Origin of the sequence: Nostoc sp., from assembly GCF_036917535.1 — a bacterium.
Lineage (GTDB): Bacteria > Cyanobacteriota > Cyanobacteriia > Cyanobacteriales > Nostocaceae > Nostoc.
This window is the reverse complement of record NZ_JBALDA010000107.1, coordinates 55,346-78,057: the sequence shown is the minus strand read 5'-3', so window position 1 is coordinate 78,057 and position 22,712 is coordinate 55,346. Positions and strand designations below refer to the sequence as shown.

Below are 22,712 nucleotides of genomic sequence, written 5' to 3'. Positions count from 1 at the left end.
CATCTCGCCCAAAGCAATGCCAGCCAAAAAACCGCTCCCTGCCGACCATGTTCGTCATCGTCATACGCCGCAAGCGGATAATGAAGCTGTTTCCCCGAACATTTAAAAAACTTGCTAAGTCCAGCCATATACGCTCAAAGTGCGTATTATCGCAGCCTGGGACTACGCGAGCACATACTCAATCTGTCATTAATGGTTGCGGCAATGTTGACTGTGATTTGGCGGCAAGTACCATCGGTAGGTTCCTTCTTCTCACTCATCAACCTTGCGTAGCGCATAACCGCCTAATTTTTACACAGCTTTTTAAGATATTTTGATTTAGCGGATTATCCGATTGTTCGATTGTCCTATTTCGGCAGTATGATTGTGGTGTTGCACGTTGCAACAGCAAAACGCAATCGCTCAATCCGGTATTGAAACAACGTTAAATCAAAGGTTTCAAACATCTGCGTCACATATCTTTACAACGAATCACACTTTTGCGGGTATTTCGGCGGCCACCCTATAACCTAATCTTTCGTATGTTTGCGATTATAGCCTCATTGGTGACAGGTTAAGGCAAAATTAGTTTTGTCAATAATAATTACGCTATAAATCACCTGCTTAATAAAGTAAAAAATTAAGCTTTGTACTAGGTTTTGAGGGTAAGAATAAATGATGCTTTTAAATTTAACGCGATCGCTAGCTTAAAAATTGTGTTTTCTACCCCAATTTTCCCAGAATTTTAAGCACTATTGCTTATTGACAAATTATTCATGACCTTAACTTGTCACTGATGTTATAGCTCTAATGCTTACATAGAGAGCATTTACAGATATTAGTTCAAGGAAGATAAGACACGGAAATAGATTCAGTTTTATAATAACTTAACACTTTTTTTTTTTTTTAATGTCACGTCTCGATTGTTCGAGGCACAACTATATACGAATAAGACATTGTACTTCTTTGCTAAAATGATGAATTGTCATCAATTAAAACCTAAGTTGTTAGTAACCGTTCACGAGGAGATCAAAAAAATGTTCGATATGAAATCAGACGGAAACAGTACGAAAAAAAGTCTAGATTTGATTTTTTTTGGTTATTTTTGACTAGTCAAAAGTGCTACACTGTTCTGCCAATTGTGTTTCAGACATTTTAGGACTATTAGCACAGACCAGAAATTCACCCAAACCCTGCTAAATAAGAGCTTTAGCGTTTAGGAGAATGATCTACCCCCCGTAAAAGGTTACATTTGTTATTAATGGGAAAAAGAATGAAATACGTTCCTAACATACCGGAAAGAAGAATTTTGCACTGTTCAAATCATTTAGTTGAAGAATATCGGAAGTTAGTTGTAATTCCGTCTCCTTCTGATGATGAACTCAATCAAATTGATCATATTTTAGAACTTGCAATATACGATGACGAATTAAATGATTTAATCAACGAAATAGACCAAGAACTGGAAGACAGTGTGATTCCGGCATCAACAATTTCAAAATTAGAAGTCACTGATATTAGTAATGCTTTAGGTGAAGCTCAACGCGATTTTTCATCACAAAATAATAATTTTGTAATGCATTACAATGCATCTCAGACAAGTCAAGATGCTCATCTACTATCTAAAAAAAAACTATTAGGAGATAGCCAAGCTTTTATTAGCTCAAGGAAAAAGTTCTTGGTAGGTGGATTGCTTTTGTTGATGATTGAATTAGTTTCTTCTTGTTATCAAATCACCTTCCCAAATGCTATGGTTCCGGTAAATGATAGAATAGGCAATTCAATTAGACAATCAAATAAGGGAGCAAATAATTTAACCCACCAAGGAATTGCACTATTTAGCCTCATAAATGACTCTAATGAGAAGTTAGTTAGAAGTTATAACAATTCTAATGAGACTTTTCTTTTCACTAACAAGCATCATGATAATAAACATAATGCAAATGAAACAAATCAAGAATTTAAAAATAAATTCACTAACCCGGAATTACAAAAGACTTATGATTCACTAAACCTATTAAAGATTAGGATTAGTGATATTTTACAACCTTCACAAAGAATAGGCTTAAGCAGAAAAGCTGAACAAATACAATCGAAAGCCGAATCTAAACAAATAGAAGCTCAATCTAAACAAATGGAAGCTGAATCTAAACAAATAAAAGCTGAATTAAAAAATTATAATGATTTAGCACTTCACTGGCGTACACAAGCACAAAGATATCTTAAAGAATCTGAACAATGGTTAAATTTAGCTCAAAATTCAGTAGATATAGTCAAACAACTATAGTAATGGGTTTTGTAATGGAGTAGAAAACTTTTACTCTTTATTTATGTGACTAACAAAGCTGCGATGGCGAGTAGTCAAGAGGTATAGGACATAAGTAGTCAGACATAATTATTTTCAAAAACTATTGTCGTAGGGTAATAGTTTAGATTTGGATTGCATGTAATTTTGACTAATTACTTTTGCTCAGATTCTTACTTTTGTTATAATTATACTTCAGCCCAAATCTACTAGGCATAGAGTTAGGTCGAGGGGGAGATAATACTCCTCATCGATTTAACTCAACCTCTATTTTCGGCATAGTCATTTTTTACTCATCGCAATCGCAATCCGTCTTAAATATGATATTTTAATTGGGAAATTGACTGCGATCGCGCACCCTACAGTTACCTAGTTCTCATCCTCCTTATCTTCATTCTTGTCTTTATCTTTCTTCTTCAGTCCCAATATCAAAGGGGTTGCAGCAGTAATCAGCACTGGGATTAAAGCCAAGTAATCGTAGGTTGTTAATGGTTTCCCGACTTGGGGAGTAGGAATATTAGATGCTGGTGGAACAGCAATGTAACTTCCAGAGGAGATTTCTTGAGAATTGTTTGTTAACATAGAGATATCTTTGAATTTGATATTTCTGCCTTCACTGAGTGCATCAGTAAGTGCAGGTAAATAATTGACCCAGCAGTGAGTGCAAATCATTGTTGGGTTATTCTATTAGTCGCTTTTTCAAGCTTCAATAATTTAGTACTAATTCCGACTCAACCGTGACCGTATTGCGAGCGCCAGGGATAAAATTGTATCAATTGAAGTCTCTGAAATTTAAGGGCTTCAAACCCTATGAAAAGCGGAACTACGTAAACTTTTATATTTTTGGAAAGACAACAACTAAAAACCAGTTACAACAAGATTTTTAGCGGATTGACATAAGGTGACAGCTTCTCTAGCCTTATACCAGTTTAGTAAGAGTGCTAATTTCCCCCAGAACTAACCCCTTACTACAACCAAAGGGGAGAGTAAAGAGTATTAACTGCGCTCGCGTCCTGATCTCTGTTGTTTGCGATAGTCCCAAGGGCGTTGATAGTTCCCAGACCATACGCCTTTGTGTGCAGATTTGGCGATCTCGCCTCTGCCTTCTCTAAAGCATTGTGATTGGGGCATTTACTACTGGACTTTAGACTAAAACAGAGCGATCAATAAATAATGGGACTGCAAAAAGTGAAGGGATGCCTGTAAGAACAAGCACCCCAGTAACGGAAGATGAAAGAAGCACTACCAACCTTCATCAGCCGCTATGGATGTTTTTGCACAATTGAAAGAGTTCCGTCAAGCAGCATACAAATGTTTATGCCGGGCAAAGGATGCAACTTTTGAATTGATAGATGCAATATTGTTAACACGCAATGCGTATAGCCTGGCAGATTTATCAATGTGTCCGGTATTTCGCCGTCAATGGTCAAGTATCTATGAAGCAATACAGGATACCAGACCGCAGCGTCACAAGTTGATGGAACTGTATAGTCGAAAAATACCAAAAATGGGACGCGTCATTTTAGCAGGAGACCATACAGTATGGTCAAGACCAGATGCTTACACTCTTAAAGAAAGAACTTATGAGCATTATACCCAAGGCGGAAGAGGAGGTCGCCCCATCACCCCGGGATACGGATACAGTACCATCGCTTGGATACCAGAAACTGAAGGCAGTTGGGCATTACCATTGAGGCATGAACGAATTACAAGCTGGGAAAATCCGATAGATAAAGCTGTATGGCAACTAAAACAGCTGTGTCAGCATCTACCTTCACGACCAATTACATTATGGGATATCGAATATGGATGTGCGCCATTTGTGACCAAAACAGCGAACATCAACGCTGATAAACTGATGCGCTTACGTTCCAACTTATGTTTATGGGGAGAACCGCCACAATATTCAGGCAGAGGAAAACCGCGAATACACGGTGATAAGTTTAAGCTAAATGATGCCAGTACTTGGTCAGAACCAACCGAAATAATTGAACAAGAAAATGCCAAACTAGGTAGAGTCAGGATTCGGCTGTGGGCAAGAAAGCATTTTCGGCTGTCTTCACACCACCCGATGTCAATTATACTGGTTGAGAGATTACTTGAGGATGGCTGCCCACGAGTCAATAAACCGATGTGGTTGGCCTTTGTGGGTGAAGAAATGCCACCCCTGTCTGAACTGTGGAAACTCTATTTACGACGCTTTGCGGTTGACCACTAATATCGTTTTGTTAAACAGCGCTTGCATTGGACTTTACCAAAGCTATCTACTCCAGCTCAATGTGACCGATGGAGTGATCTCATGCCAATGATGACTTGGGAGTTATGGCTGGCTCGTGATATTGTCAATGACAATCCGCTCCCGTGGCAAAAACAGATGACTCTGATGACCCCTGGACGCGTTGCACAAGCTATGCCTGGGATTTTAGTCAGAGTTTCTACTCCTGCCCAACCGCCAAAACCACGAGGTAAATCTCCAGGTTGGAAGACTGGGCAGCCCCGGCAACGTAGAATTCGCTATCCAATCGTCAAATAACGGACTACTCCTTCACGTAAAACTGAGCAGAAATCCGCTTGATTTCTAATTTTTTCAATTTTTGTTTTTGCTTTTTCTCAACTCAGCTTCCCTGAGTCATTTTGTGCTTTTTAGTCTAAAGTCCAGTTCTAAGTATCTAGTCTATTTGCTATTCTAAAAAGACTTTATCTCAACTGAGGAAGGATGAAAATGCGTAGGCGTAGCCCGCCGTAGGCATCGCACCTGTCTTCTTCCTTCGTAGTTTGTTCCTCTTAAAAAACAAAAACCAGTGACACAAAACTCTAAAACAGGCGCAGCATTTATTGCAGGCGGAACCATCGCAGGTGCTGGTGTTTTTGCAACGGTAGGCGGGATGGGACTAGCAGGCGGATTTGGTGCAGTTGGCATTGGTGCAACTCCTGTAGTAGCTGCTGGCGCTGTGGCTGGTGCAGCTGCTTATGGTGCAATTAATGCGATCGCACAGAAAGATGCTGCTGCGATCGCCACAATGGGAATTGGTGCAGTCGGCGGTATGGGTTTAGTCGCACCGAAAGTAGGACTGGCATTTGGGATTGGTGCAGTCCCGATGGCGGGAATTGGTGCAGTGGTGGGACTCGCCACTTATGGTATTGCTAAACTTTTAGACGAATCTGGAATTAGCGAAACTCCAGCACAGCTTTTTGAGCGGATGGAAGAGAAAGTTTTGCAGATGAACTACTATTCTGAAGCAGTGATGGAATTAGAAGCATTTTTATCTGGTGAGGAGCTCAACCAAAAATTTGCTGTTTTAGAAATCGAAGATGAGTTACAAGCACTTAAGGCAGAATTCAAGAAAAAATCAGAATTTGTTACGCCTAAACCTTCTACTCCCCATATTGAACTAGAAATAATATCTCTGACAACCCAGCTAGCTGAAACCTGGAGATGTGGACGCACACTCAAAGGACACTTAGCGGCAGTTAATGTGATCGCAATCAGTCCTGATGGTACTACCTTAGTCAGTGGCAGTGATGACAGACAAGTTAATTTGTGGAACTTGAAAACGGGAAAATGGCTGTATACATTCTCTGGACAAGCAGAGGCAGTTTTATCTGTTGCGATCAGTCCTGATGGACAGCAGATTGCAAGTGGTAGTGTTGATCGCAAAATCAGCAGTTGGCAGATGGACACAAAAAAATTTCTCCACACATTCTTTTATTTAAACTCTAGTTATAGTCATAATGGTTTTGTTAACTCAGTAGCCTACAGTCCTGATGGGGCAATTCTTACTAGTGGTGCTGCTGATAAGACAATTAGAATTTGGGGACGCTACACGGGAACAGTAAAACGCACCTTAAATGGACACTCAGATGCAGTTTTGTCTGTCACCATCAGTCCCGATGGTAAAATTCTTGCAAGTGGTAGCGCTGATCGAACTATTAGCCTGTGAGATCTCAAAACTTGGCAACAGCGCTACATTCTTACTGAACATTTGGGTGCAGTGAATACAGTTGCTATCAGTCTTAACAGTCAAACTCTTATTAGTGGTAGCACAGACGCCACAATTAAGGTGTGGAATCTCCAAACTGGAGAATTACTTTCCACTCTAACTGGACACTCGGCGGCAGTTTTGTCTGTTGCCATCAGCCCTGATGGAAAAACCCTCGCCAGTGCCAGCCGAGACGGTACAATCAAACTTTGGAACCTCCACACAGGGGAACTACTACAAAATCTTTCTGGGTGTAATCCCGTTGCTTTCAGTCCTGATGGCAAGACGCTAATAAGTGGCGGTAATGGCGGAAGCATCAAAATTTGGAGTCAATTTACTCTCGACTCTGGATTATCTGGGGAATGGTGGGAAGTCTTGGGCGTAAATCAGAGCGATCGCCCCAATGTTGTTAAACTTGCCTACTGCCGATTAGCAAGATTGTATCATCCTGATGTTAATAGTTCTGTGAGCGCAAAAGCCTCTATGCAAGCAATTAATCAAGCTTATAAAGAATTCAAGAAGCAGATAATATGAAATTAGCAGTTGATCGGTGCTAATCAAAACATGAACAATCATTGAGTAAATAATTTTGCCCTGTTTCATCTGTCAGCAGGGTAAGATATTAACCCTTGAGGAGTATTGACATATTAAGAATTTTGAAAATTAATCTTGCATCTTATGAAAAAACGTTATAAATTATTAGATAATAGGGGAATAATCTAACTTAATTAGTGTCAAAAACTAATCCTGCTTAAGTAAATACACTGCAATCAGTTTTAACTTCACACAACTACCAAACAGCACTGAAGATATGTTTTTGTTTGGTAAAGCAAAGATTCTGGACAGACAACGGAACAAGAAATAATCTAAAAATATATCTTATGTGACTGTTTTTAGGAATTATCTTACTACTTGCGGTGGAGAACAACTATAATTCACCAAAATAGTAATAGATAGCAAGCAATTAACTAACAATAAAGTTATCTAAATGTCAGCAACTTTATTAGTTAATTAATTGTTTTTTACCCAATTATCTTTGCTATTCAAAGAATCGTTTTTGTTATGCTGAGAATAGCAAAAAGAATAAATGAAGACACCTCTAGCACAAATTCACAATCCTTATGGAGTTATTCTGGCAATGCACCTAAACGAATTGGAAACTACTGAGAATTTAAAAGAAGTGGAAGAAGCATGGTTAGCACTAGAAAAATCAATTCTCTATTATCAAGGTCGCCCTGTTGGGACAGTAGCCGCTTATGATGCCTCTGTAGAGGCACTGAATTACGATCAGTGCTTTGTCCGAGATTTTGTTTCTTCTGCTCTAATTTTTCTGATCAAAGGTAGAACCGATATTGTTCGTAATTTCTTAGAAGAAACCTTAAAGTTACAGCCTAAAGAAAAGGCATTAGATGCCTATAAGCCAGGACGAGGATTAATACCAGCTAGCTTTAAAGTGGTATCAGACAATGGGCAAGAATATTTAGAAGCAGACTTTGGCGAACATGCGATCGCTAGAGTTACACCTGTAGATTCTTGCTTATGGTGGATTATTTTATTGCGCGCTTATATAATCGCCACAGAAGATTATTCTCTTGCCTATCAACCTGAATTCCAAAATGGTATCAGGTTAATCATGGAAATCTGTTTGGCAAATCGTTTTGATATGTATCCAACGCTGTTGGTTCCAGATGGCGCTTGTATGATTGACCGTCGTATGGGCATTTATGGGCATCCTCTAGAATTACAAGTTCTTTTTTACACGGCATTGCGTGCATCTCGCGAACTGCTAATTTGTCAAGGTAATGCCGATATTGTTGAAGCCATTGATAACCGTTTGCCTCTTTTATGTGGTCATATTCGCCAGCATTATTGGATAGATATTAATCGTCTGAATGCAATTTATCGCTTCAAAAGTGAAGAATATGGCAAGGCTGCTGTTAATCTGTTCAACATATATGTAGATTCTCTTCCCTATTATGAATTAGATAAGTGGCTACCAAAAAAAGGCGGTTATCTAGCAGGTAATGTTGGTCCGTCGCAGCTAGATACTCGCTTCTTTTCACTTGGAAACTTAATGGCAATCATTTCAGACTTAGCCACTGAAGAACAGTCACAAGCGATTATGACTCTCATTGAGGAACGATGGGATGATTTGGTAGGAGATATGCCAATGAAAATTTGTTTCCCAGCTTTGGAACATGAAGAATACAGAATTGTGACTGGATGTGACCCCAAAAATATACCTTGGTCGTATCATAATGCTGGTAGTTGGCCAGTTTTAATGTGGATGTTGGCGGCGGCTGCTGTAAAAACTAATAGAACAAATCTTGCACAAAAGGCGATTGAAACTGCTCAAGGACGACTTAGTACAGATGAATGGCCAGAGTATTACGATGGGAAAAAAGGGAGACTGATTGGGAAACAAGCTAGGAAATATCAAACTTGGACAATAACTGGGTTCTTATTAGCAAAAGAACTGATGGCAAACCCCACTTCTTTACCATTAATCAGCTTTGGAAAATTACCAGCAGAACAGGTTTCTAGAGCGTGTGAGTTTGAAATTGCTAGTTTAGACCCGTATATTTCTTGATAGAGAAGTTAGGAGAGACGCGATTAATCGCGTCTGTACAGGAGTTGGGAGTTAGAATACAAAAGCCTCTTGACTCCTGAATCGTGTTTTCATGACAAACCCCCGTCAATTAGCTTTTATCACCCTACGAAATGTTCATAAGGGGGCTTATGCTGATGTTGCCCTAGATAGAGTGTTGCAAAAAGTCAGTTTGCCTGATAGCGATCGCCGCTTAGTGACAGAATTAGTTTATGGAAGCGTCAGAAGGCAACGCACCCTCGATACTCTCATCGATCAACTCGCTAAAAAGAAATCTGATCAACAACCACAAGACCTTCGTACCATCTTACATCTGGGCTTCTACCAACTGCGTTATCAAGAGCGTATTCCCGCCTCAGCTGCTGTTAACACCACAGTCCAACTCGCTAAAGAAAACGGTTTTTCTGGACTCACAGGTTTTGTTAACGGTCTATTACGCCAGTATCTCAGAAAAGCAGGAGGAGAAAACACTCCCTTATCTCTCCATACTGATCCGTTAGAACTTCCAGAAAACCCTGTGGAACGCTTGGGTATTTTACACAGCTTTCCTGACTGGATTGTTCAAGTTTGGTTAGAACAACTGGGTTTGATTGAGACAGAACAATTGTGTGAATGGATGAACCAATCACCAACAATTGACTTACGCATCAACCCACTTCGCACTTCCATTGAGGAAGTTGAGGCGGCTTTGCAATCAGCTGGTGTTTTGATAAGACGCATTCCTCATTTACCCCAAGCTTTACGATTTATTGGTAATACTGGGTCAATTCAAAAACTACCGGGTTTTAAAGAAGGTTGGTGGACTGTACAAGATGCTAGCGCTCAATTAGTAGGTCATTTGCTCGACCCTCAACCAGGTGAGGTGGTAATTGATGCCTGTGCAGCACCAGGGGGAAAAACAACCCACATTGCTGAGTTAATGGCAGATCGAGGGAAAATTTGGGCTTGCGATCGCACTCCCTCTCGTCTTCGCAAACTCCAAGAAAATTCTCAACGGCTAAATTTACAATCTGTTCAAATTTGCACTGGCGACAGTCGCCACATCAACCAATTTCAAAACACCGCAGACCGTGTATTACTCGATGCTCCATGTTCTGGTTTGGGAACCATGCACCGTCATGCTGATGCGCGTTGGCGACAGACACCAGCATCTGTCCGGGAACTTTCGGTGCTGCAACGAGAGTTATTAACACATACATCAACTTTTGTCAAACCTGGTGGTGTACTAGTTTATGCCACCTGTACATTGCATCCAGCGGAAAATGAAGAAGTAATTTCGGCGTTTTTAGCTGAGTCACCTGATTGGCAAATTGAATTTCCCAGTGGCGTTGAGTTACCTGATTCTACCGATAGTACACCTCAAGGTTGGTTTAAACTTTGGCCCCATCGACAGGACATAGATGGTTTTTTTATGGTGCGCTTAAGAAAAACAAATAATTCCGAGTGAATACTGTTTGGGATTGTACGATTTGGTGGAGGCCTGAATCTACTAGAGGAGGCAGCAATGGTTTCCCCTGACAATGTGAAAAACTTAGTTAAAATCCTGATTGGAGCAGCCTGGATCGATGGCAGAATCCAGCCAGAAGAACGGCAATATCTCCGCGAAATAGCTCAAGCCAAAGGTTTAGCCAATGACCCAGAAATTAAGCCTTGGCTGTACGAATTAGTTCCTGTGCAGCCAAAAGAATGCTACGACTGGGTGCGAGAATATTTAGGCGATCGCCCCAGTCTTGAAGATTGTGAAAATTTGATTGAAGCCATCAGTGGCTTAATTTATAGCGATGGTGAAGTTGCCGTTGAAGAAGCCAGACTCCTGACGCAATTGCAGGATATAGCGAAGCCGAATGAGTCAACTCAATCAGCTCCTACTGCCCTTCTCAAACAAATTCAAAAGCTTTACCGCCGTTGGGTTGAAGTCCAAAACTAACATCGATTTATAAGTTAATCCAAGAGGAGGCGGTGAATTATCTCACTGCCTTTTTGTGTCTCTTTGTCCCCATCCCCTCGAAAACATCCGCACTTGTTTAAGTAATTTTTATAGCTATTTATTACCTGGAAATTACTGTAATTTTCCTTACTGGGTTTTGCGCTTGCTTAAATCCCATACCTTTACTCAATCAGCTTCTGCCTCAATCCAACCTTTCACTGTCTCTAGAGGAACACTTACAAATGGATTGTTGGTAAAGACTTTTACCATCTCTACTCCTCCTGCTTTTAAAGCGTTGATGAAACGATCTCTAAATGTTGGATTACTCTTCAATTTTTGCCGGATTTCCATTTTTAGAATAGCTTGCCTTTCTAAAAAAGAAGCCACTGAATATCTTGTTGCTAAATCCTCAAGAATATTTTGAAGCTCATCAATTAAATTATTTGAGTTAATTATTTTATTTTGATTGATGATCGAATTATCTCCCGTACTTAAAACACCTTTAAAATTACCAAAAATTTGAGTAGACCTATCCTGTATCATAAGCTTGTCAGTTTCAAATCAATATTTTTAATTAATTGTAGTACCTTCACCCATAGAAACAATCCCCTGCATATCGCCGTGAATTGTGACTGATTTGTCTTGCCAATTAACTGTTACACCATCTACCGATCCTTCTAGCAATTTGTATAGACTTGACACTATTTTACTCAAAAATTTTTGATCAGCACTAATAAAATGTTTAATTTGTCCAGAATTTAGATATAAAGTAAATCCATATCTTTGAACCTGTAAAAAGTGACTTATTGTAATTATAATAGCTAATCCTATTAGTCCAATTCCAATAATAAAAAGCCAATTAATTAGATTATAAGAATAAGGATCAAAATTCTCAGGATTAAGTTGAGAAATGATATAACAAATCAAAAGACCAGTTAAAGCAAACAGGATCACTGCAAAACACGGTATAGGTTTCTTAGAAATAGCGCCAACTGCAAAACCAGTAACGTTTTTTAGTTGGTAAATTGAATCTCCAAATCTAACCGTCTGTTTAGAGAATTCTATAAAGTCCGGCTTCTTAACGGTTTTGTTATCATCATTTATTTTTAAGAAATCAAAGATAATCATTTGTAGCTTATTAATATTTGAAAATTAAAATGAATTATTAGTTAGATACGCACACTTCAGTAAGTTCTAAGTATGGACTTATATATTATGACATTAAAGGTATTTCTAAGGCCAGTAGACTGAAAAATTTTACAATCTTTCTGGGAAGTAGAGTCAAAACCAGTTGAGGGAGTGTTAACAAAAAATGTATCGTACCAAACATTTTTATTTGGTGTGGATCATACCTGCAAGGGTACCAGGGTAAACAAGCATAAGGAAGTTTTATCAGCCAAGCTTTTAGCGTTCCCGCTCTTTAGCAACTGGCGCGAAACAGAGAGAAGAGAAAAAATTCTTAACTGAACTGTATTGCCATACGTTTGGGTTAAGGGTTATTGGTGTAGATAATTGGTCTTGAAAGACGTGATAACTGGGTTTTGAGCTTATCTGAACTGTATGGGCTTAAATACATATTCCTAAAATTGCTACCTTTAGACATTCTTTAAGAAACTGCTGAGGAATTTCTCTACTTTCTCCCCAATGCAGATGAACATAAGAAGCATAAATATTTGCAGGTAAACCCCATCCTTCGCATCCCATATTTTCTTCACAATCGTAGCGAGAAGTTTCAAATAGTGGCTGAGTGGGAGTTAAGGTTAAATGGGAACGATGAAATTCATGTCCGTAAACAGTTGTATTTGCCTTAACTAACAAATTATCTTGCAAAGCTACAGCACGACGATAGCCCAAAGTTAAACGTCCACCCATCACGGCAGATGTTGGTAGCACTCCCGCCATTGACCAAGATTTACCCTCAAAATCGATAATTTGCTCGCACAAGTACATCAATCCTCCGCATTCAGCAACCGTAGGCATTCCTTTAAGTATTGCCGTTTTCACTGCATCACGAACGCTGGTATTTTCTGCTAGTTGCTGGGCAAAAACTTCTGGGAAACCACCGCCAAAATACATTCCCTGGATATCTTTTGGTATACCAGCATCTTCTAAGGGACTCCAGAAAACCAATTCTGCACCAAGCTGTTGCAGCAAATCGAGATTGTCTTGGTAGTAAAAATTAAAAGCGCGATCGCGGGCTACTGCAATCCTAACTGGGAATGACGGAGATAAGGAGGATGAAGTAGAAAAAGAAAAGGGTTCTGATTTTAACAAAGGTAATAAGCGTTGCCAGTCAAAGCAAGTATCTCCTAAATCGGCGAGGCGATCAATTAAAGCGTTGAGTTCGGAGAGTTCGGCTGTGGGTACTAAACCCAAATGGCGATCGGGAATTGTGATGTTATCTTGACGCCGCAGCACGCCAAGAATGGGTAATTGTAAAGGTTCTAGGGAATCTTTGAGAAGAGAGAGATGGCGATCGCTGCCAACACGATTTAATACTACCCCAGCTATTTTAATTCGGGGATCAAAAGATCGATAGCCGTGAGCGATCGCAGCTACAGAACCAGATAAACGACTGCAATCAATCACCAACACCACAGGCAAATCTAAAAGCCGTGAGATGTGTGCTGTACTTGCAAAATCAGTGGGGGATTGGGCATTGAGCATTGGGCATTGGGCATTGTTCTTCTCCTCCTCTGCTCCTCTGCCCCTCTGCTCCCCTGCTCCCTCCTCACTCCCTTTCACTCCATCAAACAATCCCATTACCCCTTCCACTAGGGCATATTCACTAAGTTGGCTATGATGGGCAAAACATTGCTGAACATAGGCTTCAGAAGTCAATACGGGGTCTAAATTGCGACAAGCACGACCAGTTACGTGTTGATGAAACATCGGATCGATGTAGTCTGGCCCTACCTTGAAAGATTGCACCTGGCGATCGCGACGGCGTAAAGATGCTAAAAGGGTGAGCGTGACTGTTGTCTTACCCACCCCACTACGTTCCCCAGCAATGACTAAAGCCATAAATTAAACAAATTAGGTTTTTATGCAGCAACTATTTGATTATTGGCGTGTCTATCGTCACTTTTTGCAAAAGCAGATACACCAGTTTTTCCAACCGACTAACTCAAACTTATACCAGTTAGAAACAAGAAAACCAGCCAATTAGGGGAGTAAGGCTGAAAAAGTCTAATAGTATAGTTGGAAATTAGCCAAGAGTCAGATAACAATAGGCTACCAAAAGAGGAACGTTTTATGATAGTTGTGCATCATCTTAACAACTCGCGATCGCAGCGTGTGTTGTGGCTGCTTGAGGAATTAGGTATCGAATACGAGATCAAATTCTATGAACGCGATCCAAAGACGATGATGGCACCGGAATCGCTGCGCCAAGTCCATCCCCTCGGCAAGTCACCAGTAATCACAGATGCAGACTTGACGATCGCTGAGTCGGGTGCAATTATCGAATACCTAGTTGATCGCTACGGTAATGGTCGGCTAGTTCCAGCCTCCGGTACGCCAGAGTATCTGCGATATAAGTATTGGCTGCATTACGCCGAAGGCTCGGCAATGCCACCACTGGTGATGCGGGTGATATTGAACAATTTCGGGGCAGGGGACAGCAGTGTGGTTAGCGGATTCGTCGCGCCGCAGATCAAACTTCACTTTGACTACATAGAAGGCGAACTCCGTAAAAATACGTGGTTTGCAGGCAATGAATTTACCGCCGCCGATATCCAAATGAGCTTTCCCCTGGAAATAGTCGCTACGCTCCCCGAAGAGGTCAAGAACCGGGCAAAGCTCAAAGAATTTGTCGAGCGCATTCATGAGCGACCTGCTTACAAACACGCTCTTGAGCGTGGAGGCGAATACGACCTATCCTTTCAATAGACTTCTTAGATGAATCTAAAAGTCCTTACCCTAAATCCTTCTCCTGTAGAAAAAGTTGAAATTCTCAACTTAATTGCCCATTCTTTCTTAGAAGATCGAAAAATTACTGGGACAGGTGAATTGATATCAGCAGTATGATTCATAGCAATCCCATGATATTAGTGAACATAAGGGATATTATGTGGACTTGTTGCTTGCTCATATCCAATCTTAAAGCGATGTAATTGGATAATCTCCATGTTCGTCAATCCAAAATACTTGCATCGTAAGGATTTTGTGCGGAGATGGTCAAGTGGTTTAAGGCATAAACTCATGATCAACTAATTAACATTATTAACTTTATTTAGTTGAGTAATTGCTGTATCGCTGTATCTCTGAATAGTGCCAAACAAATAACAAACTACAAAGCCAAATGATCTGGTTCAACTGCCGCATAGTTGTAGCGTTGATCTGCGGTAACAGGCATTGTAACAGTGATAGGATATCTGGCATGGGCTGAAGAGTAGTTTCTGAGTTGTTGTTGTGACAGACAACAACTCTACTACGTCAGCCCTATTTCTTCATACTCTTTTTTTAGCGAAGATATTGGTAAAGGAGGAGTAATTTTATCTGGTTTATTGGTAGCGATGATGGTGATAGGAGTGTGGTCTTTTGGTTTATTACAACCTTTATAATTTCAAGCTTTCGACTGGTTGATGAGAATGCGTCCCTATGAAGGGGTAGATTCTCGATTGTTAATAGTTGAAGCTACAGAAAAGGATATCAATCACTTGGGTTATCCTATATCTGATGGTAAACTAGCTGAAACTATCGAGCGCATAAAACAGCATCAACCTAGCATAATCAGTGAGCAAAAATACCAGGAACTGATTCTCAAAAACCTCCGACAAAAAGCTCAGGCTCTTGGTTTGGAACTTATTCCTATTTCTCACTCCACCAAATGTGTTTCTTGAAAGACAAAGTGTGATCGCTTTCCTGTACAAAGAATTCGGTAGTTTGCGTAATTTATGAGATTTGACTGCGAAATACCTACTAGAGTTATCACGTTTACCCACATTAAAGACACACACATAAAATCATGGAAATTATTACAGGTAGCGGCAACGACACTGTTATCAGACCAGTTTTTGTGAACAGCACAGTATTTCGTAGCAATGACACCATTCTAACTGGTGCTGGTAACGACACCATTAACCCTGGACTAGGTAAGTATGAGTATGTTGATGGTGGTGAAGGCTTTGACCACCTGATTTTAGATTACTCTGTTGCTGATACAGGCGGTGGTATGGATTTTTATAGCAACTACGCCAATTCAGGCACAGGCTCTGCTTATCGATCTAGCGGTGTTCCAAACACCCTATCATTAGATGATGTCCAATTCAAAAATATTGAGAAGTTCACCGTCACAGGTACTAGCAAAAATGACACCATCAAAACATACTATGGAAACAATGTAATTAAAGCTGGTGCTGGCAATGATAATGTAACTGCTGTTGCTGGCACTTTGGATGGTGGTTCAGGCTTAGACTACCTCACCCTTGACCTCTCCACACAAACATCTAACCTCAACCTTTCCAACCTCTCAAATATCAATGTTTCTGGTGTTGTCACTGCCATCAATTTTGAGGGATTTTCTATCACTACAGGCAGCGGTAACGACATTGTTACCCATAGTGGAATTGTTAACGGTGCTGTCCTTCGGACTAATGACCTAATCAAAACTGGTGCTGGCGATGACACTATTAACGCCGGATTGGGTGGTGGAAGTATCAACGATGGTGATACCGTCTATGGTGATGATGGTATTGACCGTCTGATTGTGGACTATTCCGTTGGCGATACCGGCACTGGTATGCGTTTTGTTGGTAGTAGCACTTATGGATTTGCCATACGACAAGTCAGCAATACAGACAGCACTCGCTTGGATTTCATTGGTTTCCATAATATTGAACAGTTCACGGTCATAGGTACTAGCAAAGATGACACCATCAATACTGTTGCTGGAAACGACTCTATCAATGGTGGCGCTGGAAACGACATTATCAATACTGCCGCTGGAAACGATACTATCAATGGTGGCGCTGGAAACGATACTATCAATGGGGGTGCTGGCAATGATCGCATGACTGGCGGCACTGGTAACGATACTTACATTGTTGACAGCACCGGAGATATTGTCACTGAAACCTCTACACTCAGTACCGAAATTGACACAGTTAAAGCCTCTATTACTTACATTCTGGGAGCAAACCTAGAAAACTTGATTCTCACAGGTTCAGGGGCAATTAATGGGACTGGCAATAGCCTGAATAATCAGTTAACTGGCAATCAAGGTAAAAATATCTTGAATAGTGGTGCTGGTAATGACACTCTTGACGGTGGTAATGGAGATGACACTCTCGAAGGTGGTGCTGGTAATGACACCCTGATTGCCAGTTCAGGCAAAGATGTAATCAGGGGCGGCACTGGCAACGACACCTACATTGTGGGTAATTTAAATGATGACATTATTATCGAGAATGCAGGCGAAGGAATCGATACTGTTCAAGCCCCTTATACTTCCGCCCAGGGATACACCTTGGGTGCTAACCTAGAGAACCTAATTTTGCTAGAAACAGGAACTGATGGGACTGGCAACTCTCTCGACAACATTCTGACGGGCAACACCAGAAATAATACTCTCAACGGAGAAGGCGGCAAGGATACGCTAATTGGGGGAAGTGGTAATGATATCTTGATTGGAGGGGCTGGTGATGACATCTTAACCGGTGGTAGTGGCAGCGATTTCTTCCTTTACAATACCAATGCTGCCTTTAACAGTACAGCGATCGCCATTGATCGGATTACAGATTTCCAAAAAGCGAGTGATAAAATCATTCTAGATAAAACCACATTCACAGCCTTACAAAGCTCAGCTGGTAATGGATTTAGCCTGAATAATGAATTTGCGATCGTTACTAACGACGCCGCGGCGGCCATCAGTGCAGCCAAAATTGTTTACAACCAAAGTAGCGGATCTCTGTTCTACAATCAAAATGGACTTGCGGCTGGCTTGGGAACGGGATCGCTGTTTGCTAATCTCACCGGCAACCCATCACTGACTGCATCAGACTTTGTAATCCAAACTTGATGAGGATTTAGAAATCTCTCTAGCAAACTACCAATCTTCTCGATGAGATGTTGGTGATCGCCTACGGTGGGTGCTTGCTGTTTATGCTTGTTTTATTTAAGACAAATGCCAACATTTCAAGTATTAGGAATATTGTTTGGTAGTGTCAAAGACGCTACATGTAGCTTGCTTCCACGAAGTGGTATAGGTTGCCGTAGCCATGTATCCAAACTACTGACTTACTAGAAGGAAAATAGAAAAACCCTTCAGATTATTGAAATATCCAAAAATCTGAAGGGGTTATGGTTGATTTTCGCAATTTTGGTAAATTTTATAATTTCCAGGCGAAACTAACTATTTGTTTCCAATTTAATAATATTCGCTGTCACTCCCAGACTTTCTTCAAAAAGTGACTCACGACCCCAGCGTTGTACCTGCTGACTCAGCAATGCTTCTGCCTTTTGTTCTGAAAGTGAAGTCACCTGTTGAAACAGACCAGCAGATTGAGCACCGCCGTGGGTTTCCATCCGCATACAACCACCAGTTTCCGAGCAAATTACTGTACCACAGTCTGCATTTGGATTAGTCGAACTCAGGCGCAAAGCAATCAAGTCGCCAGCAATTTCACCCACATCAGCAAGGGGAACACCCGCTAATTCGGCTTCTATTTGCCGTTGGTCTTGGGCAATAAAGTTAATGCGAGTGATGTCATAATCTCCGGTTTCCTTTTGATAGGAAACTGGCTGCCATTCTAGACGACTTGCCAACCAACCCAAAAACAATAATGCTTGTGCGGGGTTGCCTTTTTCGTAATCAATAGTTACTCGATCAACTTCTCGAAGGGCAACCCGACGATGAGGTGAATCGTAAGCTTCAGCTGTCAATTCCTCCCATGCTGAGAGGCGACGCCAGTTGAGGTCAGCCAGGGGAACACCACTTTCCACCAATTCTTGGAGGCGGAGTAAATCACTTTCTGGCTCGTTAAAGCGGCAAGAATCGACAATTACATTATTGCAAACTGCTGCCAGCCGCTTGAATAGAGTATTGTTGGGGTCTGGTGTTGCTTTCCACCAGAGAAACTTTGGTAAGCCGCCAATTAACAATGCTGGAATCATGCCCCCTACCCGTTCCAAGGCAGCAGCAGTTCCACTGAGAGTTATGTATTCGCAGCAAACTAGTGTACTTGACGATTGCTTTTGGATAGGGCAATAGGCAGAAACTTGAGCTTTGACCCCTTTATCTTCGCCAGTAATGGGAAATAGGGCAATAATCCGGCAAGGGTTGCGGAGGGCGATTTCATCGGCAATTCTAGGGCTTGGGGCATTTAAGCTTAAGCTGGGAAGTTCAATAGAACCATTGTCTCCCGTAGCCCCGTTTCCTTGACGTTTAATGAATTCTTCTCTCAAGAAAGCAACGGTTTCAGGTGTTGCTGTTCCAGTATTTAGCAGTGCATATTTTGTCTGCACTTGCCGCAAGGCAGCTTCCATCTGAGGCCCTAAAATCCCATCAAGCGGGCCGTTGTAAAATCCCAAAGTAGCCAAAAGATACTGGGTTTCTTCGGGTTCGTAAACCACTAAGGTAAATGTTGTGGCGCGAGTAGCAGCAGGAAGGCCACCGTCTTTGCCAGTAATGCCGTAACTTTGCCAAATTTGATTCAGTTCCGCATCTAATTCGTCAAGCGAAATATCTTTTGGTGCCTGAAGTGAATAAATTGTAGAAGCTTGGGGAGCCATAGGAAATTTTGGATTTTGGATTTTGGATTTTGGATTTTGTCATTCGTCATTTGTCCTTTGTCCTCTCTTACAAAGTTCTGTTCGGAGGAAACCTCTCTTCGAGACGCTACGCGAACACAAGAGACTTTGCGCTTTGTCATTTGTTAGGTATCCTTTATTTTTTTACTAATGACTAATGACTAATGACCAATGACCAATGACTAATGACTAATATTTACAGTCTGCGCCAGCGACGACCATCCTGGTTAATTAAGAATTCTGCTTCTGCTGGTTCCCAGGTACCAGCTTCGTACTGGGGAATAGTATTTGCATCGGCGGGTGCATCCCAAACGGAAAGGGCTGGCGTTACTAGCTGCCAAGCTGCTTCTACTTCGTCCGCGCGGGTGAACAATGTTTGATCGCCCATCATACAATCTAGGAATAAGCGATCATAGGCATCAGATGTTGCTTGAATGCCAAAGGAACCATAAGTAAAATCCATGTCAACGGAACGGGTACGGAATTCTGCCCCTGGCATTTTCACATCAAAACGCAGGGAAATACCTTCATTCGGCTGAATCCGCATAGCCAAAATATTGGCGTTTGTTTGTTGTGCGGCAGATTGGAACATCCGAGATGGAACTTCGCGGAAGTGAATGGCAATCTCACTGACTTTTTTCGGCATCCGCTTTCCGGTACGCAAATAAAAAGGCACACCTTTCCAGCGCCAGTTATCTACCAAAAACTTCATGGCGACGTAGGTCGGTGTGGTAGAGTTGGGATTAACACCTGGTTCTGTCCGATACCCTGGCACTGCTTGACCCTTCATCCAGCCAGCACTATACTGACCGCGGACTGCTGACCGCGACAGATTGTGCACATCCGCTAAACGGGTAGCTTGGAGTGCCTTGACTTTTTCTGTGCGGATGCTGTCGGCATCCATTGCGTTGGGTGCTTCCATCGCCGTTAAGCAGTAAAGTTGCATGAGGTGATTTTGCAACATATCCCGTAGTGCGCCGGCGCTTTCATAGTAACCAGCCCGGTCTTCCACTCCCACGGTTTCTGCTACGGTAATTTGTACGTGGTCAACAAATTGACGATTCCACAACGGCTCAAAAATTGCATTGGCAAAACGAAACACCAACAAATTCTGAACTGTTTCTTTACCCAAGTAGTGGTCAATGCGGTATACTTGGTTTTCTTTACAAAATTTCTGTACCACTTGGTTAAGACTCTGGGCAGAAGCCAAGTCTCGACCAAAGGGTTTTTCAATTACTAGACGATGTTTGTAGGGATCTTCTAGCATCCCGGCGCTTCCTAGCTGCTTAATCGCTTCAGGGAAAAATGAGGGGGCAACCGAGAGGTAGAACATCCGATTTCCTCGCGTGCCCCGTTTTTCATCTAATTCACTCAATAAGTTTTTCAGTTTCTGGTAGCCTTCAGGGTTGTCTATATCCCCAGGGCTGTAGAACAGACCTTGAGAGAAATCTTGCCAGAGTTCTCCTAAATCGATATCAGGATGTGCCTCTTCCATGCCCTTTTGCATTTGTTCACGGAAGTACTCATGGCTCCATTCTCGACGTGCCACACCGACAATAGTAATTTCTGGGGGAATCCGCCGTTCTCGCCGCAATTTATAAAGTGCTGGCACTAGTTTGCGCCAGGTAAGATCGCCGGAAGCGCCAAAAATGACTATAATCTGGGGTTCGGGCATCCCTTGTTGTTGCAGACCAACGCGCAAGGGATTTTCTAGCAGACTAACCATAACAATTTTGGATTTTGGGTTTTGGATTTTGGATTTCGAGATTGGGCATGGGGCATGGGGCATGGGGCATTGGGCATTGGGCATGGGGCATGGGGCATGGGTTATTCTCCTTGTCCCCTTGTCCCCCTTGTCCCCCTTGTGCTCTTGTCCCCATGTCCCCTTGTCCCCTTGTCCCCAATACCCAGTCCCTACACTGGTGACAATACCTTGATCTTGTCTTCTAAAGAGTTCATCAAGGACTGGAAGGGCTGGATAAACTTGTCAATACCATCAACTAACAGTTCATCCATTACGTTATCGAGATCGATGTTGATGTCGGGATCTTTGAGGTTTTCGATCAGCGTGTAAGCATTATCTACATCTGTTTCTAAGCGATCGCCTACGTTACAATGATCGGCACAAGCTTTAATCGTCGCTGGTGGTACGGTGTTGACGGTATCACGGCCAATCAACTCTTCGATATACATCACGTCTCTGTAGTTGGGGTCTTTGGTGCTGGTGCTAGCCCAAAGTAGCCGTTGTACTGTGGCCCCTTTTGCTGCCAAATCTTGCCAACGCTCGCTTCTAATGATTTTCTTGTATTCTTGATACGCAATCTTAGCGTTAGCGATCGCTATTTTTCCTTTAACAGCTCTTAGCTTTGCTTCCACGGCAATATCATCAACGCCTTTTTTCAACTTAGCATCAATCTTGCTGTCAATGTTGCTATCGATCCGGCTGAGGAAGAAGCTAGCGACTGAAGCAATTTTACTGATGTCCTTACCTTCAGCCACCCGTTTTTCTAAGCCCCGAATATATGCCATTGCTGTGTTTACATAGCTTTCTATAGAAAACAGCAGCGTAATATTAACATTTATCCCTTCGGCTATTGCCTGTTCCACTGCTGGCAAACCATGTTCTGTACCAGGAATTTTAATCATCAGATTTTCCCGATCAACTTCTTGGAAATAGCGTCGGGCTTCGGCTATTGTTGCTTCAGTATCCTGGGCAATGGTTGGTGGTACTTCAATACTCACATAACCATCTAGTCTATTCGAGGCTTCATAAACAGGGCGTAAAATATCACAGGCATTACGGATATCTGCAAAAATCAGGGATTCGTAAATTTTGTGTGTCGGTAAGCCAGCCCGAACTCCGGCTTCGATATCAGCATCATAAATAGCGTTACCTGCGATCGCTTTTTCAAAGATAGCTGGGTTAGAGGTAATCCCAGAAATTCCTTGATTTTCAACCAGTTCTTTGAGTTCCCCTGATTGAATAATGTCACGGGTCAAATTATCCATCCAGATACTTTGACCGTATTGGTTAATTTCTAGTAGATGATTGGTAGACATAGCTCTAATTTGTTTCACTCCTGTATAGTGATGTTTCTAAGTAAGTTGGTAAAATTCATCAAAATTTGATGCTTACTTTTGAATTGTGGCGTTGCCAATCAC

The 22,712-nt window shown here is 41.6% G+C and carries 19 protein-coding genes and 1 pseudogene; 12 read left to right on the top strand and 8 right to left on the bottom strand.

The annotated features are described in order from the left end of the window. Positions 1-1,252 precede the first annotated feature (1,252 nt). Complete coding sequence (locus V7K56_RS35305; RefSeq protein ID WP_334918542.1) at positions 1,253-2,266, top strand: hypothetical protein; 1,014 nt, start codon at positions 1,253-1,255, stop codon at positions 2,264-2,266. Positions 2,267-2,653: 387 nt separating this feature from the next. On the opposite strand, the gene V7K56_RS35300 is transcribed toward V7K56_RS35305, so the two are convergent. Next, the gene (locus tag V7K56_RS35300) at positions 2,654-2,956 is read right to left on the bottom strand and encodes a hypothetical protein (protein ID WP_334918540.1); all 303 of its coding nucleotides are present in this window, start codon (positions 2,954-2,956) and stop codon (positions 2,654-2,656) included. Positions 2,957-3,548: 592 nt separating this feature from the next. Here V7K56_RS35300 and V7K56_RS35295 point away from each other — a divergent pair. From V7K56_RS35295 to V7K56_RS35265, 7 genes are all read left to right on the top strand, one after another. After that, positions 3,549-4,502 carry a transposase gene (locus tag V7K56_RS35295; protein ID WP_334918538.1) on the top strand — a complete coding sequence of 318 codons (954 nt, stop codon included), beginning with the start codon at positions 3,549-3,551 and terminating at the stop codon, positions 4,500-4,502. A gap of 81 nt (positions 4,503-4,583) precedes the next feature. Next, positions 4,584-4,817 (top strand): hypothetical protein, encoded by a 234-nt coding sequence (locus V7K56_RS35290; RefSeq protein WP_334918536.1) that lies wholly within the window; start codon positions 4,584-4,586, stop codon positions 4,815-4,817. Positions 4,818-5,085: 268 nt separating this feature from the next. Then, on the top strand, positions 5,086-6,225 hold the full coding sequence (locus tag V7K56_RS35285) for a hypothetical protein (protein WP_334918535.1): 1,140 nt from the start codon (positions 5,086-5,088) through the stop codon (positions 6,223-6,225). A gap of 27 nt (positions 6,226-6,252) precedes the next feature. Continuing rightward, positions 6,253-6,798 (top strand): DnaJ domain-containing protein, encoded by a 546-nt coding sequence (locus V7K56_RS35280; protein ID WP_334918582.1) that lies wholly within the window; start codon positions 6,253-6,255, stop codon positions 6,796-6,798. Between the two features lie 604 nt (positions 6,799-7,402). Continuing rightward, a complete protein-coding gene (locus V7K56_RS35275) occupies positions 7,403-8,854 on the top strand; it encodes a glycoside hydrolase 100 family protein (protein ID WP_334918580.1) in 1,452 nt (483 codons plus the stop codon). A 91-nt stretch (positions 8,855-8,945) separates the two neighbouring features. Further along, positions 8,946-10,319, top strand: coding sequence for a 16S rRNA (cytosine(967)-C(5))-methyltransferase (locus V7K56_RS35270; RefSeq protein ID WP_334918533.1), 1,374 nt, complete (start codon positions 8,946-8,948; stop codon positions 10,317-10,319). A 57-nt stretch (positions 10,320-10,376) separates the two neighbouring features. After that, positions 10,377-10,799 (top strand): tellurite resistance TerB family protein, encoded by a 423-nt coding sequence (locus tag V7K56_RS35265; RefSeq protein ID WP_334918531.1) that lies wholly within the window; start codon positions 10,377-10,379, stop codon positions 10,797-10,799. Positions 10,800-10,985: 186 nt separating this feature from the next. Here V7K56_RS35265 and V7K56_RS35260 read toward each other — a convergent pair whose 3' ends face one another. The 3 genes from V7K56_RS35260 to V7K56_RS35250 form a co-directional block, all read right to left on the bottom strand. After that, complete coding sequence (locus V7K56_RS35260) at positions 10,986-11,342, bottom strand: hypothetical protein (RefSeq protein ID WP_334918529.1); 357 nt, start codon at positions 11,340-11,342, stop codon at positions 10,986-10,988. A 27-nt stretch (positions 11,343-11,369) separates the two neighbouring features. After that, on the bottom strand, positions 11,370-11,927 hold the full coding sequence (locus V7K56_RS35255) for a DUF6232 family protein (RefSeq protein ID WP_334918527.1): 558 nt from the start codon (positions 11,925-11,927) through the stop codon (positions 11,370-11,372). A gap of 438 nt (positions 11,928-12,365) precedes the next feature. Next, on the bottom strand, positions 12,366-13,823 hold the full coding sequence (locus tag V7K56_RS35250) for a cobyrinate a,c-diamide synthase (RefSeq protein WP_334918525.1): 1,458 nt from the start codon (positions 13,821-13,823) through the stop codon (positions 12,366-12,368). Between the two features lie 231 nt (positions 13,824-14,054). Between V7K56_RS35250 and V7K56_RS35245 the strand changes: the two genes are divergently transcribed. From V7K56_RS35245 to V7K56_RS35230, 4 genes and pseudogenes are all read left to right on the top strand, one after another. Continuing rightward, the gene (locus V7K56_RS35245) at positions 14,055-14,690 is read left to right on the top strand and encodes a glutathione S-transferase family protein (RefSeq protein ID WP_334918523.1); all 636 of its coding nucleotides are present in this window, start codon (positions 14,055-14,057) and stop codon (positions 14,688-14,690) included. 9 nt (positions 14,691-14,699) lie between these two features. Next, positions 14,700-14,828: a hypothetical protein gene (locus tag V7K56_RS35240; protein ID WP_334918521.1), complete on the top strand. Its 129-nt coding sequence runs from the start codon at positions 14,700-14,702 to the stop codon at positions 14,826-14,828. Between the two features lie 551 nt (positions 14,829-15,379). Further along, a pseudogene (locus V7K56_RS35235) lies at positions 15,380-15,643 on the top strand (CHASE2 domain-containing protein); the annotation flags it as partial. Between the two features lie 125 nt (positions 15,644-15,768). Continuing rightward, on the top strand, positions 15,769-17,820 hold the full coding sequence (locus tag V7K56_RS35230; protein ID WP_334918519.1) for a calcium-binding protein: 2,052 nt from the start codon (positions 15,769-15,771) through the stop codon (positions 17,818-17,820). A 329-nt stretch (positions 17,821-18,149) separates the two neighbouring features. On the opposite strand, the gene opcA is transcribed toward V7K56_RS35230, so the two are convergent. From opcA to tal, 4 genes are all read right to left on the bottom strand, one after another. After that, the gene (opcA, locus tag V7K56_RS35225) at positions 18,150-19,532 is read right to left on the bottom strand and encodes a glucose-6-phosphate dehydrogenase assembly protein OpcA (RefSeq protein WP_334918517.1); all 1,383 of its coding nucleotides are present in this window, start codon (positions 19,530-19,532) and stop codon (positions 18,150-18,152) included. 214 nt (positions 19,533-19,746) lie between these two features. Then, on the bottom strand, positions 19,747-21,276 hold the full coding sequence (gene zwf / locus V7K56_RS35220; protein ID WP_334918515.1) for a glucose-6-phosphate dehydrogenase: 1,530 nt from the start codon (positions 21,274-21,276) through the stop codon (positions 19,747-19,749). Further along, positions 21,269-21,430 (bottom strand): histidine kinase, encoded by a 162-nt coding sequence (locus tag V7K56_RS35215; RefSeq protein ID WP_334918513.1) that lies wholly within the window; start codon positions 21,428-21,430, stop codon positions 21,269-21,271. Before V7K56_RS35215 ends, zwf begins: the two co-directional genes overlap by 8 nt. A gap of 34 nt (positions 21,431-21,464) precedes the next feature. After that, positions 21,465-22,610 (bottom strand): transaldolase, encoded by a 1,146-nt coding sequence (tal, locus tag V7K56_RS35210; RefSeq protein WP_334918511.1) that lies wholly within the window; start codon positions 22,608-22,610, stop codon positions 21,465-21,467. Positions 22,611-22,712: the final 102 nt, after the last annotated feature.

Coding starts and splice junctions, on each gene's coding strand:
- V7K56_RS35305 (WP_334918542.1), top strand. CDS start 1,253: ATGAAATACGTTCCTAACATACCGGAAAGAAGAATTTTGCACTGTTCA.
- V7K56_RS35300 (WP_334918540.1), bottom strand. CDS start 2,956: ATGATTTGCACTCACTGCTGGGTCAATTATTTACCTGCACTTACTGAT.
- V7K56_RS35295 (WP_334918538.1), top strand. CDS start 3,549: ATGGATGTTTTTGCACAATTGAAAGAGTTCCGTCAAGCAGCATACAAA.
- V7K56_RS35290 (WP_334918536.1), top strand. CDS start 4,584: ATGCCAATGATGACTTGGGAGTTATGGCTGGCTCGTGATATTGTCAAT.
- V7K56_RS35275 (WP_334918580.1), top strand. CDS start 7,403: ATGCACCTAAACGAATTGGAAACTACTGAGAATTTAAAAGAAGTGGAA.
- V7K56_RS35270 (WP_334918533.1), top strand. CDS start 8,946: ATGACAAACCCCCGTCAATTAGCTTTTATCACCCTACGAAATGTTCAT.
- V7K56_RS35265 (WP_334918531.1), top strand. CDS start 10,377: ATGGTTTCCCCTGACAATGTGAAAAACTTAGTTAAAATCCTGATTGGA.
- V7K56_RS35260 (WP_334918529.1), bottom strand. CDS start 11,342: ATGATACAGGATAGGTCTACTCAAATTTTTGGTAATTTTAAAGGTGTT.
- V7K56_RS35255 (WP_334918527.1), bottom strand. CDS start 11,927: ATGATTATCTTTGATTTCTTAAAAATAAATGATGATAACAAAACCGTT.
- V7K56_RS35250 (WP_334918525.1), bottom strand. CDS start 13,823: ATGGCTTTAGTCATTGCTGGGGAACGTAGTGGGGTGGGTAAGACAACA.
- V7K56_RS35245 (WP_334918523.1), top strand. CDS start 14,055: ATGATAGTTGTGCATCATCTTAACAACTCGCGATCGCAGCGTGTGTTG.
- V7K56_RS35240 (WP_334918521.1), top strand. CDS start 14,700: ATGAATCTAAAAGTCCTTACCCTAAATCCTTCTCCTGTAGAAAAAGTT.
- V7K56_RS35230 (WP_334918519.1), top strand. CDS start 15,769: ATGGAAATTATTACAGGTAGCGGCAACGACACTGTTATCAGACCAGTT.
- opcA (WP_334918517.1), bottom strand. CDS start 19,532: ATGGCTCCCCAAGCTTCTACAATTTATTCACTTCAGGCACCAAAAGAT.
- zwf (WP_334918515.1), bottom strand. CDS start 21,276: ATGGTTAGTCTGCTAGAAAATCCCTTGCGCGTTGGTCTGCAACAACAA.
- V7K56_RS35215 (WP_334918513.1), bottom strand. CDS start 21,430: ATGGGGACAAGAGCACAAGGGGGACAAGGGGGACAAGGGGACAAGGAG.
- tal (WP_334918511.1), bottom strand. CDS start 22,610: ATGTCTACCAATCATCTACTAGAAATTAACCAATACGGTCAAAGTATC.